Raw genomic sequence first — 16,271 nt, 5'->3', positions numbered from 1 at the left:
ACCGGTCATGCCGGCACGGCGTCAATACGCCCGGCCCGCAGCGCGCTGCGCAGACGGGTCAGGATTTCCAGGCGCAGCGCGCCCATTTCAGACAGCAGGTCGGCGCGCGGATGCGGCAGGTCCACCTGCCACGTGCCCAGGATGCGGCCGGGCGCGCCGCCCAGCAGCACGATGCGGTCAGCCAGCACCAGGGCTTCGTCGATATCGTGGGTGATCAGCACGGCGGCGGTGTTGAAGTCGGCAACCACTTTGCGCAGCAGCACCTGCATGTCGCTGCGGGTGACTTCGTCCAGTGCGCCGAAGGGTTCGTCCAGCAGCAGCACCGACGGCTGGCGCGCCAGGCAGCGGGCCAAGGCCGTGCGTTGCGCCATGCCGCCCGACAATTGCGCCGGGCGCAGATGCCGCGCATGCAACAAGCCGACTTCATCGATGGCCTGATCCACGCGCGCCCGGCGCTGCGCGTCCGTCAGCGCGGGCTGATGCTTGAAGTCCAGCCCGAACGCCACATTGCGTTCCAGCGACAGCCAGGGCAACAGGCTGGGGTCCTGAAACGCCACGGCCACGCGCGGGTGCACGCCGTTCAGCGGCGCGCCTTCCATGCGCAGCGAGCCCGCCGTGGCGGACTGCAAGCCTGCCAGCACGCGCAGCAGGCTGGACTTGCCCGCGCCGCTTGCGCCCAGCACCGCCACGACTTCGCCGCGCGCCAAGTCCAGGTCCACGTCTTGAAAGACCGGCGCCGGCGCAGCCGGATAGCGCAAGGCCAGGCCGCGCGCTTGCAACACCGGCGGCGCGCCTGCCGTCATGCGGTGGCTCCCGCCGCCTCGGCGGCCAGCTTGGCCTGCCGTTTGGCCAGCTCGGTTTTCAGTTGCACGAGGCTGGGGGTGACGATGGGCAGGAACGCCGCCTCTCGCCAACGCCGGGCGAAGCTCGCGCCTGCCGGTTTTAGATAGGCCGCGCCGCCGCTGGCTTGCAGCTCCAGTTGCACCGCTTGATGCGCGGCATCGGCCAACGCAATGCGAATTTCAAACAAGGCCCACGGCTCGGTGACGAAGCGTGCGCTGCGCACCCCGGCGATCAAGCTGGCGCTTAACGCTTCCACGTGCGCCCGCAACGCGGCCAGGGGCTCGCCCAAAATGCCGCGCGACGCCTGGCCCTGCCCGGTTTGCGCGGCGGCTTGCAACGCGCGCCGCGCCAGCCCGATGGACAAGCCGCATTGCAGCCCCGCGAACGCCGGACGCGCGCCGGGCAAATACTGCCGGGCGTCGGCGTGGATCAGCCATTCCGGCCCGATGCGCACGCCCTGCACTTCCAGCGCGGCGGTATTGCTGGACTGCAAGGCCATCAAGGAAAGATCCGGGCTGCGCGTAAGCCCCGTAATATCGTGCGGCAGCGCCACCACGGCGGGCGTGCCGTCGGGCGCAGTGACGGCGGCCGCCACCAAAAAGCCCTGCGGCCGCAGATTGGTGACCCACGGCATGCGGCCATCCAGCACCCAGTGGCCATCGGATTCCCGCGCACTGATTTGCAGCGATTCAATGCCGCTCAGGAACTTCATCGCATTCGACAGCGCCGTGGCTCCGGCTTGTTCGCCCGTCAGCAGCGGAGTAAGCCAGCGCTGGGCAAGCGCCGTGTTCGGGCTGCGCAACAGGTATTCAATAAAGACCCGCTGGCCCCACGCCACAAAGGCGCTGGCGACCGAGTGTTCGGCCACTTGCGATACCGCTTCGATAGCGTCGCCGATGTCGGTGCCGGGCTGGCCGCCCAGCGCCTGCGGCACGCCAATGCGGAACACGCCGGCAGCCGCCAGCTTGGGCAGCACGGTGGCCGCGTCCTGGCTGCCATCGTCCAAGGCGTCGGCATGCTGGGTGAGCCATGCCGCCAGATCCTGCGGCAAGCGCCATGGCGCGTCGGTGTGCAGCGCTTGCGCCGTCATCACGCGCCGCTCCAGGCGTAGTCGCGCAGCTGATCGTTCAACGGCGTCTGCGCCAGGTTATTGCCAAAATTGCAGATCGTGGCCAGCCCCACGCCCACGATCACTTCCAACGCGTTGCCGTCCGTGTAGCCGGCATCGCGCAAGGCTTGCAGCGTGTCGTCCGTGACACGGCCACGCGTCAGGATCACCGCTTCGGTAAAGGCCGCCAGCGCTTGCAGGCGTTCATCCGGCAACACGCCTTGAGCACGCAACGCCTCAATCACTTCAGGCGACAGCCGCGCCTTGTTGCGCGCAATGGCCGTGTGCCCCGCCACGCAGAACGTGCAGCCGTGGCGCGTGCCCGCCACCAGTTGCACCACTTCGCGTTCCTGCAAGGTAAGCCCGGCGCGCGCGTTAAGCTGCGACAGCGTCTGATAGGCCTCAAGCGCCACCGGCGCGTTGGCCAGCACCCCCAGCAGGTTCGACAGGTATCCGGCGCCCTGCTCCGCAGCGGCCAGCGCAGCGCGCGTGGGTTCGGGAGCGCTTTGCGCGGTATGGACGGGCAAACGGGCCATGAAGATCTCCCGGGGTATCGTTGAAAACCATATTGTGCGGGCGGCCGGCCACAAGCGACAATGCGCGAAGATCGCAACTTGATGCTCGATCTTATCGACTTTCAGCTATTCGCTTATAACCAGAATTACCACCCGCGTTCCGTCCGCCATCATGCTCGCAAACTGCTACGGTCATCGGACCCGATCAGTTCACGTTCACCGCTCAAGCCCGGCTCACCTATCTTGTCCAACGACGCTCCCCACACCGATCAAGCCGCTGTCGATGCGCTGCTGTTGTCCAGCCTGGAAGTGCAGTCCAGCTTGTATCACTTGGGGCAGTATTGCGGCAATTGGTCCGCCAGCACCAGCGGGCGGGCGCGTGCCAGCTTTCATCTGATCCTGCATGGCCGCTGCCGCGTGGCGCTGCTGGATGCCCACGGCATGGAACAGGACGCGCTGACGCTCGCCGCGGGCGACGGCATTTTCTTTCTGCGCGACATCCCGCACGCGTTGACGCCGCTAGACGCCCCGGCGCCCGGCACGGCGCTGTGCCGCCCGATGGAGCCACTATTGCCGCGGCAAGCAGACAGCACGGGGCTGGCTTGCGGCTTCTTTCAATTCCGGCCGGGCCTGGCCGATTTGCTGGCCGACACCCTGCCCGACTACCTGGTGCTGCGCGCCGACGACGAACGCTTTCGCACCGCGCGCGGCGTGTTCGATTTGATTCTGGCCGAAACCTCGCACCCCCCGGGTGGTTCACCTGTGGTGCTGGAACGGCTGACCGATCTGCTGATCTTCTTCATGCTGCGCCACCTGGCGCTGCACGACCGCCAGGCCTATGGCCTGTTCGTGCTGGCGCGCGACCCCGCCATGGCGAGCCTGCTGCAAGCCATTCTGGCCGACCCCGCCGCGCCCTGGAGCATGCAGGACATGGCCGACCGCCTGCATATGTCCAAAGCCACCTTCCACCGGCGCTTCACACTGCAAAGCGGCACCACGCCCGCGCAGCTGCTGCAATTGCTGCGCATGCGGGTCGCGCGCCGTCTTCTCAGCCAGGGGATGGGAATACAGGATGCGGCTGAACGCGTGGGCTATCAGTCGCAAGCCGCGTTCAGCCGGGTGTTTCAGCGCACCGAGGGCGTGGCGCCCTCGGCCTTGCGCAAGCGCTAACGGAGGTGCTGGCGTTGACCTTGGCGTTGGCGTTGGCCTTGGCGTTGTCGTTGGCCAGCACCTGCGTCATGCCTTAAACCTGCGCCAATGCCTGTTCCAGGTCGGCAATCAAATCGTCGATGTGTTCAATACCAATCGACAAGCGCACCGTCTCTTCGCGCACGCCGGCCTTTTGCAGTTCTTCCGGGTTCAACTGGCGGTGCGTGGTGGACGCCGGGTGCGTGGCCAGCGACTTCGAATCACCGATGTTGACCAGTCGCGTGAACAGTTGCAGCGCGTCCTGGAAGCGCGCACCCGCGTCGCGGCCGCCCTTCACGCCGAACGTGAACAGGCCCGGCACCTTGCCGCCCAGGTACTTCTGCGCCAGGGCGTGATCGGGGTGGTCCGACAGGCCCGCGTAGTTGACCCATTCCACCTTCGGATGCTCGCGCAGGAACGTGGCGACCTTGAGGGCGTTTTCAACAATGCGGTCCACGCGCAGCGCCAGCGTTTCGATGCCTTGCAGAATCTGGAACGAGTTGAACGGCGAGATCGCCGCGCCCGTGTTGCGCAGCGGCACCACACGCGCGCGGCCAATGTAGGCGGCCGGGCCAAAAGCTTCGGTGTAGACCACGCCGTGGTAGCTGACGTCCGGTTCGTTCAGGCGCTTGAAGCGCGCCTTGTGTTCGGCCCACGGGAACTTGCCCGAATCAATGATGGCGCCGCCCAGGCTCGTGCCGTGGCCGCCCAGGTACTTGGTCAGCGACTGCACGACGATATCCGCACCGTGTTCGATCGGGCGCAGCAGGTACGGCGACGGCACGGTGTTGTCGACAATCAGCGGCAAGCCATGGCGGTGCGCGATGTCGGCCAACGCGGCGATGTCGGTGATGTTGCCCAAGGGGTTGCCCACCGATTCCGCGAAGATGGCCTTGGTGCGGTCATCAATCTGCGCTTCGAATGCGGCCAGGTCGCTGGGGTTGGCAAAGCGCGTGGTGATGCCGTATTGCGGCAGCGTGTGCGCGAACAAGTTGTAGGTGCCGCCGTACAGCGTGCTGGAAGACACGATGTTGTCGCCCGCTTCGGCAATGGTCAGGATGGCGTAGGTGACGGCGGCCTGGCCCGAGGCCAGCGCCAGCGCGGCGATGCCGCCTTCCAGGGCCGCCACGCGCTGCTCCAGCACGTCGGTCGTGGGGTTCATGATGCGGGTGTAGATGTTGCCCGGCACCTTCAGGTCGAAAAGATCCGCGCCGTGCTGCGTATCGTCGAACGCATAGGCCACGGTTTGATAGATGGGTACGGCCACGGCGCGGGTCGTGGGATCGGGGCGGTAGCCGCCATGCACGGCCACGGTTTCCAGGCGCCAGTTGGGCTTCTTCGGTTCAGTCATGTGTCTCTCCAGAAAATACGAATTTGATATGGCGACTCAAACGGCCAAGGCGCGCGCGGCGCGCAGGATGCGTTCGATATCTGCGTGATTGTTATAGGCGCCGACGGACAGGCGCACGTAACCATACTCCACTACGCTGGCCACCACGCCTTCGCGGGTCAGGTGCGCCAACGCGGCGGCGGGGTCCGCCACGCGCACGGCGGTGGTGGTGCTGCGCAATTCAGCGTCAGGCGGCGACACCACCTGGACGCCCTGCGCGCGCAAGCCATCACTTAGCGCTTGCGACAATTCCAGCACCCAGGGTTCGATACGATCCGGCTGCGCGCCTTCGATCAAGCTCAGCGCGCCCGCCCAGCCGGCGATGCCAGGATAGTTCAGGTTGCCCGTCTCCAGCCGGCGCGCGTCCCCGGCATCCGACACGCCCACCTGCCATTGCAGGCCGGACTTGTCCAAGGTGGTAATGCCAGACGGCCCCACGTATAAAGGGTCCAGCGCGTCCAGCAGCTTCGCCGACACATGCAACAGGCCCACGCCCAAGGGGCCGAGCATGCCCTTGTGCGCGCCGCAGGCAAACGCATCTACCTTCCATTCATCGACCTTGGCGCGCAGCAAGCCCGCGCCCTGGATACCATCCACGATCAGCCAGATGCCACGCTCCGCGCAACGGCGGCCGAGCTCGGCGATGTCGGTACGCAAACCGGTGCCGTACTGCACCCACGACACCGCGATCAAACGCGTGCGCGCATCCACGTGCTGCCACAGATCATCCACCGTGTAGCGATGCGACTTCGCCTGGGCCACGCGCACCTGCACGCCGCGACGGCGCAGGTTCAGCCAGGGCAAGGCGTTGGTGGGGTGTTCCTGGTCATCCACGATCAGGTTGTCGCCGTCTTGCCAGGCCAGGCCTTGCGCCACGGTGTTCAAGCCTTCGGTGGTGTTTTTGGTGAAGGCCAGGCGGCGCGCCTCGCCGCCAATCAACCGGGCCAGGCGCACACGCAAGGCGTCGGCATCGCGCAGCCATTGCGGCTTGTCGCTGCGGGCGTAAGTGATGCCGTCAAAGAAGTGCGCCACCGCGTCCGCCACCTTCGGCGACAGCGGGCTGGTGTAGGCGATATTGGCGTAGGCCTTGTCACGCGTGATGGGAAACAACTGCCTGAATTCGTCCTGCCAGCTCATGCGCAACCTTCTCTGTGATTCCAACTTGGTATGGCGGAATTCTAGGTATATGACGTGCATCTGGATAAGGCTTAGTTCTTATATTCATATGACCATATAGTCGCTCTGCGAACGCCTGCGCGCCCCTAGAATTCATGCCTTTCTTGCATACAGACAATACGGGAACGGCATGCGATTGAATCCTCTACTAAAGACGGCTGGCGTGGCCACAGCGTTGGCGATTGCGGGCGCACTGACAGCAGGCGCCGCGCAAGCCGGCACGGTCGACACCATCAAGAAACGCGGCGAACTCGTGTGCGGCGTGAGCCAAGGTTCGGCCGGCTTGTCGATTGCCGATAAACAAGGCCGCTGGACGGGCCTGGACGCCGACCTCTGCCGCGCGCTGGCCGCCGCGGTGTTGGGCGACGCTGAGAAAACGCGCTTCGTGCCGCTGAGCTCGCAGCAACGCTTTCCCGCCTTGCAGTCTGGCGAGATCGACGTGTTGAACCGCAACACCACCATCACCTCGAGCCGCGACGCCGGGCTGGGCATTACGTCCGCCGGCATCGTGTTCTATGACGGACAGGGCTTTCTGGTGCCGCGCAAACTGGGCGTGAAAAGCGCGGCCGAACTGGATGGCGCGCAAGTCTGCGTGCAGCCTGGCACAGTCAACGAGCAGAACCTGGTCGACTACTTCAAGAAGAACAAGCTCACGTACCGCCCGGTGGTGATCGAGAATCTGGTGGAACTGGAACAAGCCTTCTACGCCGGCCGCTGCGACGTGTACTTGTCCGATGCATCGACGCTGGCCGCCAGCCGCGCCGCGCGTGCCGCGAAGCCGGACGACTTTGTCATCTTGCCTGAACGCATCAACAAGTCGCCGCTAGGCCCCTTCGTGCGGCAGGACGACCCCAACTGGGCGTCGATTGTGCGGTGGACGGTGAACGCGCTGGTGGCGGCCGAAGAACTGGGCATCACGTCGAAGAACGCCGACAGCCAGGCGCAAAGCACCGACGCCCAAGTGCGCCGCCTGTTGGGCGTGGACCCCGGCGTCGGCAAAAGTTTCGGCCTGGATGAAAGCTGGGCGAAGAACGCCATCAAAGCCGTGGGCAACTACGGCGAAGTCTGGGACCGCAACCTGGGCGCCGCCACGCCGCTGAAGCTTGACCGTGGCTTGAACGCGCAATGGAACAAGGGCGGCCTGCTGTATTCGCCCCCCTTCCAATGAGCGTGACTTCCTGAACGCGGCAGGCGGGCCAATGGCCCGCCTTTTGCATTGGCACGATCCACCATGACTGCTCTTTCCCTTCCCCTGCCCGCCCCGTCGCTGCTGCGCCGCTGGCTGCCCTCAATTGTCTGGATGCTGGCGCTGGGCGGCATGGCCGCCACGCTGTTGCTGCACATTGAATCCGTGCAGACTGCACGCGGCATCCAGGGCGGATTCGGATTTCTCTTCCAGCCAGCGGGCTTTCGCATTTCGGAAAGCCTGCTGGACGTCACACCCGATGACCCGTATTGGATGTCGATGGCGGCGGGTCTGGTCAATACGCTGACGGTGGCCGCTGTGGCCATTCCGCTGGCGACGCTCTTGGGCATAGCGCTGGGGCTGATGCGCTTGTCGTCGCACCCGCTGGCCGCCCGCTGCGCCGCCGTCATCATTGCGCCGCTGCGCAATACGCCCGTGCTGTTGCAGCTGTTCGTCTGGTACGGCCTGCTGCTGCGCCTGCCTGACGTGCGCCAGGCGTGGCAACCGTTGCCGTCCGTGCTGCTGTCCAATCGCGGCTTGGCCTTGCCTGCCCTGCAAGGGTGGCTGCCCTATGCCGCCGTGTTGGGGGTGGCGCTGATGATCGGCTGGCGCGCACGACGCCGCGTTGGCAACCTGGCCATTTACGCATCGCTAGCCGCCGCTGCGCTGGCCTGGATGTTGCTGCCCGCCCTGCATATCGACCTGCACATTGATCTGCCCGTCAAGCGTGGCCTGGGTTTGCAAGGCGGCTGGCAGCCCAGCATCGAATTCGCGGCGTTGCTGATCGGCCTGGTCGTCTTTCATGCCGCCTACATCGCCGACATCGTGCGCGCCGCGGTGCGCGCCGTGCCAATCGGCCTGGTTGAAGCCGGCCAAGCCATGGGCCTGGCGCCGCGCGCCGTGCTGCGGCTGGTGATCGCCCCGTACGCTGCCCGCGTGGCGCTTCCGCCTTATGCCAACCAGTGCCTGTCACTGGTGAAGAACAGCACATTAGCCATCGCCATTGGCTATCAGGAACTGATGGCGGTCATCAACACCGCCATCACGCAAACCGGGCTGGCGCTGGAAGGCATTGCGGTAGCGGTGGCGGTGTATCTGACCTTAGCGCTGATGTTGGGCGGCGGGCTGTCTGCCTGGAATGCGCGCAACACGCGCCACGGCCCCGGCGACACGCATGGCGCGCGGCTGGGCGACCGGCCGTTGTGGAATGCGGCCGATGGCCCACGGCATCCTTGGCGCGGCAAGCTGGCGTCCACCGTGTTGGCGCTGCTGCTGGCCGCCGCCGCGTGGGCGTTGTTGGACTGGGCCGTGCTGCACGCGGTGTGGCAAGGCGGCCCCGCCGCTTGCGCCGACGCGGCGGGCGCGTGCTGGGCCGCCGTCGGAGAAAACCTGCCGCTGCTGTTCTTCGGCACCATGGCCGAGGCCGACCGTGGCCCGGCGCTCATCGCCTGCGCGGCGTTGCTGGCGGGCATCGCGTTGACGCTTGGCGCGCGCCGGCTGCCCGCCCAGGCGCGTGCAGGCTTGCTGATGGTGTTGATGGCGGTAGTGGCGGCCGCCTTGACGGGCTGGCCCTGGGGCGGCGCGCTGATCGGTCCGCAACGTTGGGGCGGCCTGCTCGTCACGCTGATTCTGGCCATTGCCGCGCTGGCCGCCGCCGTGCCGCTGGCCTTTGCGCTGGCGCTGCTGCGGCGCTCAAGCAGCCGTGCAGGGTCGCTGGCTGCCGCCGGCCTGATCGAAGCGGTGCGCGGCGTGCCGCTGGTCACGCAGCTGCTGTTCGCGTCGTTCGTATTGCCGATGTTGCTGGGCGGCGGCGTGTCCAAGTTCAGCATGGCGCTGGCCGCGCTGACCTTGCACACCGCCTGCCTGCTGGCTGAAGTGTTGCGCGGCGCGCTGCAAGCCATTCCCCCGGGCCAGATGATGGCGGCGCGCGCCTTGGGCATGCGTCCCGCCACCGCCTACGCCACCGTCATCTGGCCGCAAGCGCGCCGCATCGCCGCGCCCGCCGCGCTGGGCGTGTTCGTGGGCGCGGTGAAAGACACGTCGCTAGTCAGCATCATCGGCGTGTTCGACGTGCTGGGCGCGGCCAAGGCGGTGGTGGCCGGCACGGACTGGCGGCCCTATCACGTCGAGGTCTATCTGGCCGTGGCGCTGCTGTACTTCGCGGCGAGCCTGGCGTTGACGCGCGTGGCCCGCCGCATGGAAACGCGAGGCGGGTAGCCGGGGAAAATCAGGCACCGCCTGCTTAATAAGCTTTCGCACGTGCGCCAGCGTCTTGCCGCGCCAATCGTCCAATTCCTGGATGCGGGCGTCGATCTTGTCGGACGCGCTGGCGTCCGCGCCCGTTGCCTTGCCGGTGTCTGTCGTCATGGTGGCTCTCTGATGCCATTACCGCTTGTCAGCCCGCCCGCGAGTCCAGCGGCGTGCGGGCCAGGAAGCGGTCGAAGGCGGCCAGATACGCGCCTTCCACCGCCGTCAGTTTGCGCTGCTTGTGCCAGGTCAGAAACACGTCGATCTCGGCCACGGATTCGGCCGGCGGCAAGCGCCGCAGTTCGCCGCTCATGACGTCCTGGCGAATCAAGTGCTCGGGCAGAAAGCTCAGCCCGATGCCCGCCACCACCATGCGCCGCACCTCTTCGATGTTGGGCGACGTGCCAACGATGCGCCCGGTGAAGCCCTGCTGGTCGCGGAAGATGGTCAGCGGAGACAAGGTGTCGCCAATCTGGTCGCTGGCGAAGCACACGAAGTTCTGGTCCATCAGGTCTTCGATGCTGATGCGTTGCTTCGCAAAGAGCGGATGGTGCCGGCCACAGACCACCGCATAGTGATGCCGAAGAAAGAGCCGGCGTTCCAGCCCTTGCACCGGCTTGCGGCACAGGCAGATGCCCAGCGCTGGCACGCGCTTGGCCAGCGCGTCCAGAATGGCGGCGCTGGGCAGCACGTCGATATGGAATTCAATCTTGGGATAGCGGCGATGAAACTGCGCCAGGAAATCATCGTAAGCCGGGCTTTGCACCTTGCTCATTACCAGCAGCCGCAACGTGCCGGCGACTTCGGCCTTGTCTTGCGTGGCGGCGTTTTCAATGCGGGCCATGGTGCCGTACATGTCGCGCGCGATGGCGTAGATTTCATCGCCCAAACCCGTCAGCCGGAACTCGCCATTGCGCCGGTGCAGCAGCATGCCGCCCACCGCGTCCTCTAGCCGCTTGAGCGCCTGGCTGACAGCGGGCTGGCTCAGGTGCAGCGCCTGCGCCGCCCTGCCCACCCCGCGTTCCTGCACCACAAACATGAACGTGCGCAGCAGGTTCCAGTCCATGCGTTCGGGCGCCAGCGACAGCGTTGAGGGGGTACGGCAGGCAGGCTGTGACATGGGCGGGGTGAGAAAAGGCGGCGGGAAAGGGATGTGTATCCACGCCCAGCCGGCCGCCGCCCCAAGAGTCAAGCGCCGGTCAGCCCCGCGAAAAACCGCGACGCGTTGGATTCCAGGCCGTCAATATAGTAGCCACCCTCTTGCACAATCAAGGTCGGCAAACGCATGCCGCCCACCGCCCGCCCCAGGCGCTCGAAGCCGTCTTCCGTCACGCTGACCATGGCTTGCGGATCTTTCTCGAAAATGTCGAAGCCCAAGGACAGCACCAGCGCATCCGGCTGGAACAGGTCAATGGCCTGGCGCGCCTGAGTCAGCCGGTCGAAGAACACGGATTCCGGCGAGCCGTGCGGCATGGGCAGGTTGATGTTGTAGCCGTAGCCGTCGCCCGCGCCGCGCTCATCTTCAAAGCCTGCAACGACAGGGTAGAAGTTTTCGGGATCGCCATGGATCGACACGTAGAGCACGTCGCTGCGCTCGTAGAAAATTTCCTGGATGCCCTGGCCGTGGTGCATGTCGGTGTCCAGGATCGCCACGCGCGGAAAGCGCGACGTCAAGTGCTGCGCGGCGATGGCCGCATTGTTCAGGTAGCAGAAGCCGCCCGCGGCGTCGCGGCGCGCATGATGGCCGGGCGGACGGCACAGTGCGTAAGCGTGGCGGTCGCCCGCCAGCAGCGCTTCGGCACCCGCCACCGCGCATTGCGCCGACCAATATGCCGACTGCCACGTGTTCGGGCCGACCGGGCAGCTGCCATCCGCCAGATAGCGCCCGGCCTTGGCCAGCACGCCGCGCAAGGCGTTAGGTTCGCGCACGAACACATTCGACACGACCTCGCCGCCCCAATCGCCCGGCAGTTTCATCCAGTCGTCATGGGCGCTTTGCAGAAAGCGCAGATAGTCCAGCGAATGCACGGCCGAAATAGCGCCGCCCCCGTGGTCGGCAGGCGTCTGCACGTCAAAGCCCAGCTTGCGGGCCGCCTGCACCAGGCCATCCAGACGCGCCGGCACTTCTTGCGGCGTGCGCATCTTGCCGCGCGAAAAATAGGTTTGCGGATGATGCAGCTTCTGGTCGTCGTGAAAAAATGCCTTCATGCTTGCTGATCCTTCAGGTGAAATTGCTCGGTGCGCTGGCCAGCATTGCCCAGCAGCAGAACGGAAATCAGGGAAAGCAACGAAATCGCCGAGAACAGCAGCGCCAGCGGCCACCACTGCCCTTTGAAATTCTCCGCCAGCACGGTGCCAAGCAAGGGCGTCAAACCGCCGAAGATGGCGCCCGACAACTGATAGGCCATCGAGATGCCCGTATAGCGGATGCCGGTCGGAAAGCTGTCGCTGACATAGCCCGCGATGACCGCGTAATAGGCGCCCATGAAGAGTACCGCCACGCCGACCCCCAGCGTAATACTGGAAAGCGAGCCCTGGTCGACCAGGTTGAACATCGCGTAGGGCGTGAAGATGGACACAAACGCCATCGCGCCCAGGAACCGCAGGTTACCGACGCGGCTGGCGATGTAGGCCGCAAGCGGCGTGATGAAGAACTGCATGATCGACACGACCAGCAGGCAATCCAGAATCACCGCCCGGTTCAAGCCCACGTACTGCGTGGTGTACGCGATCATGAACGTATTGGTGAAGTAGAAGCCGGCAATGCCCAGCACGTTGGCGCCCACCGCCAGCGCCAGCAGACGGGGCGCGCCGCGCAGCACTTGCGCAAGCGGGGCCTGGGCGGGTTTGGCGGGGTTGGCACGTTTGGCCTGCGCCGCCTTTTCAGCGATGAAGTCTGGCGATTCGTTGACGCTCAAGCGAATCACGAAGCCCACCACCAGCAGCACCGCCGAGAACAGGAACGGCACGCGCCAGCCCCAGCTCAGGAACGCTTCGTCGTCCAGGCCCGTCACCAGCTTGAACATCAGCATCGACAGGATCAAGCCAGCCGGGCTGCCCAGTTGCGCGAACGACGCAAAGAACGTGCGCTTACTTTGGTCCGGCGAATGCTCGCCCGCCATCAGCACCGCCCCGCCCCATTCGCCGCCCACCGCAATCCCCTGCACGATGCGCAGCAGGATCAGCAGCACCGGCGCCCAAACGCCGATGGACGCGTGGGTGGGCAACAGGCCGATCAAGACGGTGACGGTGCCCATCATCACCAAGGTGATCACCAACGATTTCTTGCGGCCGATCTTGTCGCCGATATGGCCGAAGATGGCGCCGCCCAGCGGCCGGGCGAAGAAGCCCACCGCAAACGTGCCAAAGGCGGCCAAGGTGCCGTAAAAGCCGGTGGCCGATGGGAAGAAGAGTTTGCCAAACACCAGCGCGGCTGCCGTCGCGTAGATGTAGAAGTCGTACCACTCGATCATCGTGCCGACAAAAGCGGCGGTCGACGCGCGCACCGGCTGGTGGCCCGTCACGGGTTTTCCCCTCATGTTTATCTCTCTTAACGTAGTTGAGGTCTAGCAGATGATCGTTATAGCCCTGCCCCAACCATAAGAAAAATTCTTATTTCTTATCCGCTAAATTCGTTTGGCTAATGAGGGGAAACCCTTGGTGCTTTGGCGCGCGCGTGCCACGGGGGACGTGTGCCGGGCCTTACCCCGCAGGCTTCAGCCACGCGGGGCGCGGGGCGGCGTCCAGCCAATTCTTGACGATGAGCCCCAATTCGGTGTCGCCCGAAATGCGCAGGCGCCGTTGAAAAAACAGAGTGTCCGCATCGGTGTCGGCGCGCATCAAGCTCAGCAGGTCCGCCATCGTTGCGCCCAGTTCCAGCTCGGCGGGCGCGCGGTTCCACAGCGGCCGAAACGCGCCGCCGCGCATCTCGAAACCGCTGCGCAGCCCAAGGTCTTCGATGGTGATGGCGAAGCTGCGGCCTTCCAGTTCGGGCGGCGGCGACAGCCATTTGAAGCGGCGCGCCAACTCCAGCCCGGCCACGAAGTGCATCGATACGAACGGCGTAGGCAGGCGCCGCCCCACCTTTGCCAGCAGACCCGAAAACCCCATCGCGACGCTCATGCCGCCGTCTCCAGCAGTGCGATGCCCGAGCGGCCGTAGTAGTAGCCATTGCAACGCCCCATCCCTGCGGGCGGCGTCACCGCCCCGGGCGCCCCGCCCGCGCGGATCGCGTCCAGCGCGGCAATGGCGTCCAGCGTTCCTGCCGACTGCGGATTCACCCGCATGACCTCCACCCCCATGCTGGCGAGCTCGCGCGCCTGCGCCAGCAAGTCCAGACAGGCGGCCGATTGCACCTGGATGCCGTTGATGCTGAGAAATTCATTGGATTCGCGTGTCCGCATGTCGAGCCCATCCGGGTGTTCAATGCACCGGAATCCGCACTCGTCCTTCTTCAAGCGGAAATGCCGCGCGGTAAAGCAGCGCGCCGAAAACGCCAGCGCCATGCGCCCCCACACCAATACTTCGGCGGCCAGCCCCACCGGGCGTTCTTCCAGCAGCCGGGCAAGCGTCTGGCCATCCATTTCCAGCGGCGCCACAAAGCGTATTGCGCCCAGGCTGGCCAGCCATTGCAGGGTGCCGCCGTGATACGCATTGACGTGTGGCCCCGCCACAAAGGGCCGCCCGCCCAAATGCCGCAACGCGCCCACTTCACCTGCTTCGATCATGAAGTCTTCCTGCGCGCACAGTTTCTTTAACGCCAGCGCTTCCGCGCCTGTTTCGATCAGCGTGCGCCCCGACAGCACCACCGTCTTGCCAGTGGCGCGCAAGTCCCGCGCCAGGTCCAGCCAATCGGCCGCGCGCAATTCGTGGCGGCGGCTGCACACCGTTTCGCCTACATACAGGATGTCGGCGGCGCTGTCGGCCAGTTCGGCATAGAAATCCAGCGTGCGTTGGCGGGGCCAGTAATACAGCAGCGGGCCAACCGCAATCTGGAAGGTGTTGCGTTCAAGGGTGGGGTTGCGATCTATTTCCATGGCCGTTCGAATGCGCCTTGCGTGACTTGGGAACCTTCCGCGTGGCGCGCCAGCAAGGCGTTCCACTTGGGCAGCGGAGAAAAACGCGCGGCGTCGGCGTGCGCGCTGTCCAACGCCGCCCGCAACGTGGACACCACTTGCGCCACATAAGCGGGGCTGCGCTGCCGCCCTTCTATCTTGATGGCCGTCACCCCCATCTCTGCCAGGCGTGGCAACAGGCCGATGGCGTTCAGGCTGGTGGGTTCTTCCAGCGCATGGTCGGCGCGCCCTTCAACTTCGAAGCGGCCTTTGCACAATGTGGGATAGGCGGCAGGCTCGCCCGGCTCGTATCGATCAATCAGAATGCCGGATAGGCGCGCGTCCATCCTGCCCTGCGTTTCCACCCATCGCACGGCGTGGGCGGGTGAACAGACGCCTTTGTTGTTGGGGGAATCGCCCGTGGCGTAGGACGACAGCAGGCACCGGCCTTCGGCCATGACGCACAGGCTGCCAAACCCGAAGACTTCGACTTCAACGCTGACGTTGGCGCAAATGCGCGCAATCTCCGCCAGCGTCAACACGCGCGGCAACACCACACGGCGGATGCCGAACTGCTCTTTCATGAGTTCGATGGCGTCGGTGTGGGTGGCCGACCCTTGCACAGACAGATGCAGGCGCAGATCGGGGTAACGGTCGCTGGCATAGGCCAGCAAGCCCGCATCGGCCATGATGACGGCGTCTGCGCCCAGGTCATGCGCAGCGTCCACCGCCGCGCGCCATTCCTGGCCCCTGCCCGCTTGCACAAAGGTGTTGATGGCGAACAGCACCTGCCGGCCGCGTTGATGCGCCAGCTCGACGCCCTTGCGGATATCGCTTTCCGAAAAATTCAGCCCGGCGAAGTTGCGGGCGTTCGTGGCGTTGCGCAAGCCCAGATAGACCGTATCGGCGCCTGCGTCCAGGGCGGCGGCCAGCGCGGCAAGGCTGCCCGCTGGCGCCACCAATTCCAGGGGATGGGAAGGTGTTTCCATGCCTGGCAGTCTAGAGTCCGGCCATCGGCCGGACCTTGTCACAGATCAACCTTGCGGCTGACGCGCGCGCCTTACTGCATGGCCGGCTGCGCGTTGGCGGCAATCTTGCGCACCACATAGCCCATGGGCACCCAGCGGTTCTTGTTCGCCACCATCGACACCGTTTCGGTCGCGGGCATGTTGAGGAACTGGGTGGTGAAGATGACGTTCACGTATTGCCCTTGCGGCAGATCCACCGGGTCCGTCACGCGCACCACCTGCACCCATTCACGCCCGGTATAGCGGCCGACTTCGGTGCGCACCTGGCTTAGATAATCGGCCCAACCCTGTTTGTCGATGCGCTGCTTCATGATGTCGCTGCTGGCGCCCCACATTTTGTCGGTCGCCCCTGAGTCCGACATCGACGCCCATTGCCGGGCGGCCGACACCGCGCTGTCCAACGACGGGTCAGCCGCCAGCGCCGGCGCGGCCAACGCCATGGCGCTGCACAAAAGGCTGGCGCGCACGCCACGAGAGATCATGTTCGTCTGTTGCATAAGTCCTCGCAATAAAAAGAAAAGCACCGCACTGACGGG

Annotated in this window: 15 protein-coding genes; 3 read left to right on the top strand and 12 right to left on the bottom strand. The window is 65.5% G+C overall.

The annotated features are described in order from the left end of the window. Positions 1 to 5: 5 nt before the first annotated feature. The 3 genes from ACFZAI_RS26995 to ACFZAI_RS26985 are packed head-to-tail and all read right to left on the bottom strand — an operon-like array spanning position 6 to position 2,487. Positions 6 to 803, bottom strand: coding sequence for an ABC transporter ATP-binding protein (locus ACFZAI_RS26995; RefSeq protein ID WP_391569870.1), 798 nt, complete (start codon positions 801 to 803; stop codon positions 6 to 8). Then, complete coding sequence (locus ACFZAI_RS26990) at positions 800 to 1,933, bottom strand: acyl-CoA dehydrogenase family protein (RefSeq protein WP_391570279.1); 1,134 nt, start codon at positions 1,931 to 1,933, stop codon at positions 800 to 802. Before ACFZAI_RS26990 ends, ACFZAI_RS26995 begins: the two co-directional genes overlap by 4 nt. After that, positions 1,933 to 2,487 (bottom strand): carboxymuconolactone decarboxylase family protein, encoded by a 555-nt coding sequence (locus ACFZAI_RS26985; protein ID WP_054427708.1) that lies wholly within the window; start codon positions 2,485 to 2,487, stop codon positions 1,933 to 1,935. The genes ACFZAI_RS26990 and ACFZAI_RS26985 overlap by 1 nt, the downstream gene beginning before the upstream one ends. 222 nt (positions 2,488 to 2,709) lie before the next feature. On the opposite strand from ACFZAI_RS26985, the gene ACFZAI_RS26980 reads away from it, so the two are divergent. After that, positions 2,710 to 3,636, top strand: a complete 927-nt coding sequence (locus ACFZAI_RS26980; protein ID WP_391569869.1) for an AraC family transcriptional regulator — start codon at positions 2,710 to 2,712, stop codon at positions 3,634 to 3,636. Between the two features lie 73 nt (positions 3,637 to 3,709). Here the strand turns inward: ACFZAI_RS26980 and ACFZAI_RS26975 are convergent, their stop codons facing one another. Both ACFZAI_RS26975 and ACFZAI_RS26970 read right to left on the bottom strand, forming a co-directional pair. Continuing rightward, positions 3,710 to 5,005 carry an O-acetylhomoserine aminocarboxypropyltransferase/cysteine synthase family protein gene (locus ACFZAI_RS26975; protein ID WP_391569868.1) on the bottom strand — a complete coding sequence of 432 codons (1,296 nt, stop codon included), beginning with the start codon at positions 5,003 to 5,005 and terminating at the stop codon, positions 3,710 to 3,712. A gap of 36 nt (positions 5,006 to 5,041) precedes the next feature. Continuing rightward, complete coding sequence (locus ACFZAI_RS26970) at positions 5,042 to 6,181, bottom strand: aminotransferase class V-fold PLP-dependent enzyme (RefSeq protein WP_391569867.1); 1,140 nt, start codon at positions 6,179 to 6,181, stop codon at positions 5,042 to 5,044. Between the two features lie 169 nt (positions 6,182 to 6,350). Between ACFZAI_RS26970 and ACFZAI_RS26965 the strand changes: the two genes are divergently transcribed. After that, positions 6,351 to 7,388, top strand: a complete 1,038-nt coding sequence (locus ACFZAI_RS26965) for an amino acid ABC transporter substrate-binding protein (protein ID WP_391569866.1) — start codon at positions 6,351 to 6,353, stop codon at positions 7,386 to 7,388. Positions 7,389 to 7,451: 63 nt separating this feature from the next. Further along, positions 7,452 to 9,623, top strand: a complete 2,172-nt coding sequence (locus ACFZAI_RS26960) for an ABC transporter permease subunit (RefSeq protein WP_391569865.1) — start codon at positions 7,452 to 7,454, stop codon at positions 9,621 to 9,623. Between the two features lie 178 nt (positions 9,624 to 9,801). Here the strand turns inward: ACFZAI_RS26960 and ACFZAI_RS26955 are convergent, their stop codons facing one another. From ACFZAI_RS26955 to ACFZAI_RS26925, 7 genes are all read right to left on the bottom strand, one after another. Continuing rightward, on the bottom strand, positions 9,802 to 10,773 hold the full coding sequence (locus ACFZAI_RS26955) for a LysR family transcriptional regulator (RefSeq protein WP_391569864.1): 972 nt from the start codon (positions 10,771 to 10,773) through the stop codon (positions 9,802 to 9,804). Between the two features lie 68 nt (positions 10,774 to 10,841). Continuing rightward, the gene (locus tag ACFZAI_RS26950; protein ID WP_391569862.1) at positions 10,842 to 11,861 is read right to left on the bottom strand and encodes a histone deacetylase family protein; all 1,020 of its coding nucleotides are present in this window, start codon (positions 11,859 to 11,861) and stop codon (positions 10,842 to 10,844) included. After that, positions 11,858 to 13,192, bottom strand: a complete 1,335-nt coding sequence (locus ACFZAI_RS26945) for an MFS transporter (RefSeq protein ID WP_391569861.1) — start codon at positions 13,190 to 13,192, stop codon at positions 11,858 to 11,860. The genes ACFZAI_RS26950 and ACFZAI_RS26945 overlap by 4 nt, the downstream gene beginning before the upstream one ends. Positions 13,193 to 13,355: 163 nt before the next feature. Beyond that, positions 13,356 to 13,775: an SCP2 domain-containing protein gene (locus ACFZAI_RS26940; protein ID WP_391569860.1), complete on the bottom strand. Its 420-nt coding sequence runs from the start codon at positions 13,773 to 13,775 to the stop codon at positions 13,356 to 13,358. After that, positions 13,772 to 14,689: a U32 family peptidase gene (locus ACFZAI_RS26935; RefSeq protein ID WP_391569859.1), complete on the bottom strand. Its 918-nt coding sequence runs from the start codon at positions 14,687 to 14,689 to the stop codon at positions 13,772 to 13,774. The genes ACFZAI_RS26940 and ACFZAI_RS26935 overlap by 4 nt, the downstream gene beginning before the upstream one ends. Next, entirely contained in the window at positions 14,680 to 15,696 is a 1,017-nt protein-coding gene (locus ACFZAI_RS26930) for a peptidase U32 family protein (protein WP_391569857.1), read from the bottom strand. The genes ACFZAI_RS26935 and ACFZAI_RS26930 overlap by 10 nt, the downstream gene beginning before the upstream one ends. A 71-nt stretch (positions 15,697 to 15,767) precedes the next feature. Beyond that, complete coding sequence (locus ACFZAI_RS26925) at positions 15,768 to 16,232, bottom strand: DUF4019 domain-containing protein (RefSeq protein WP_391569856.1); 465 nt, start codon at positions 16,230 to 16,232, stop codon at positions 15,768 to 15,770. Positions 16,233 to 16,271: the final 39 nt, after the last annotated feature.

This window comes from Achromobacter sp. NPDC008082 (assembly GCF_042957345.1).
Taxonomy (GTDB): Bacteria; Pseudomonadota; Gammaproteobacteria; order Burkholderiales; family Burkholderiaceae_B; genus Achromobacter; species Achromobacter kerstersii_A.
The sequence above is the reverse complement of the archived record's forward strand: the minus strand, read 5'-3'. Positions and strand labels throughout refer to the sequence as shown.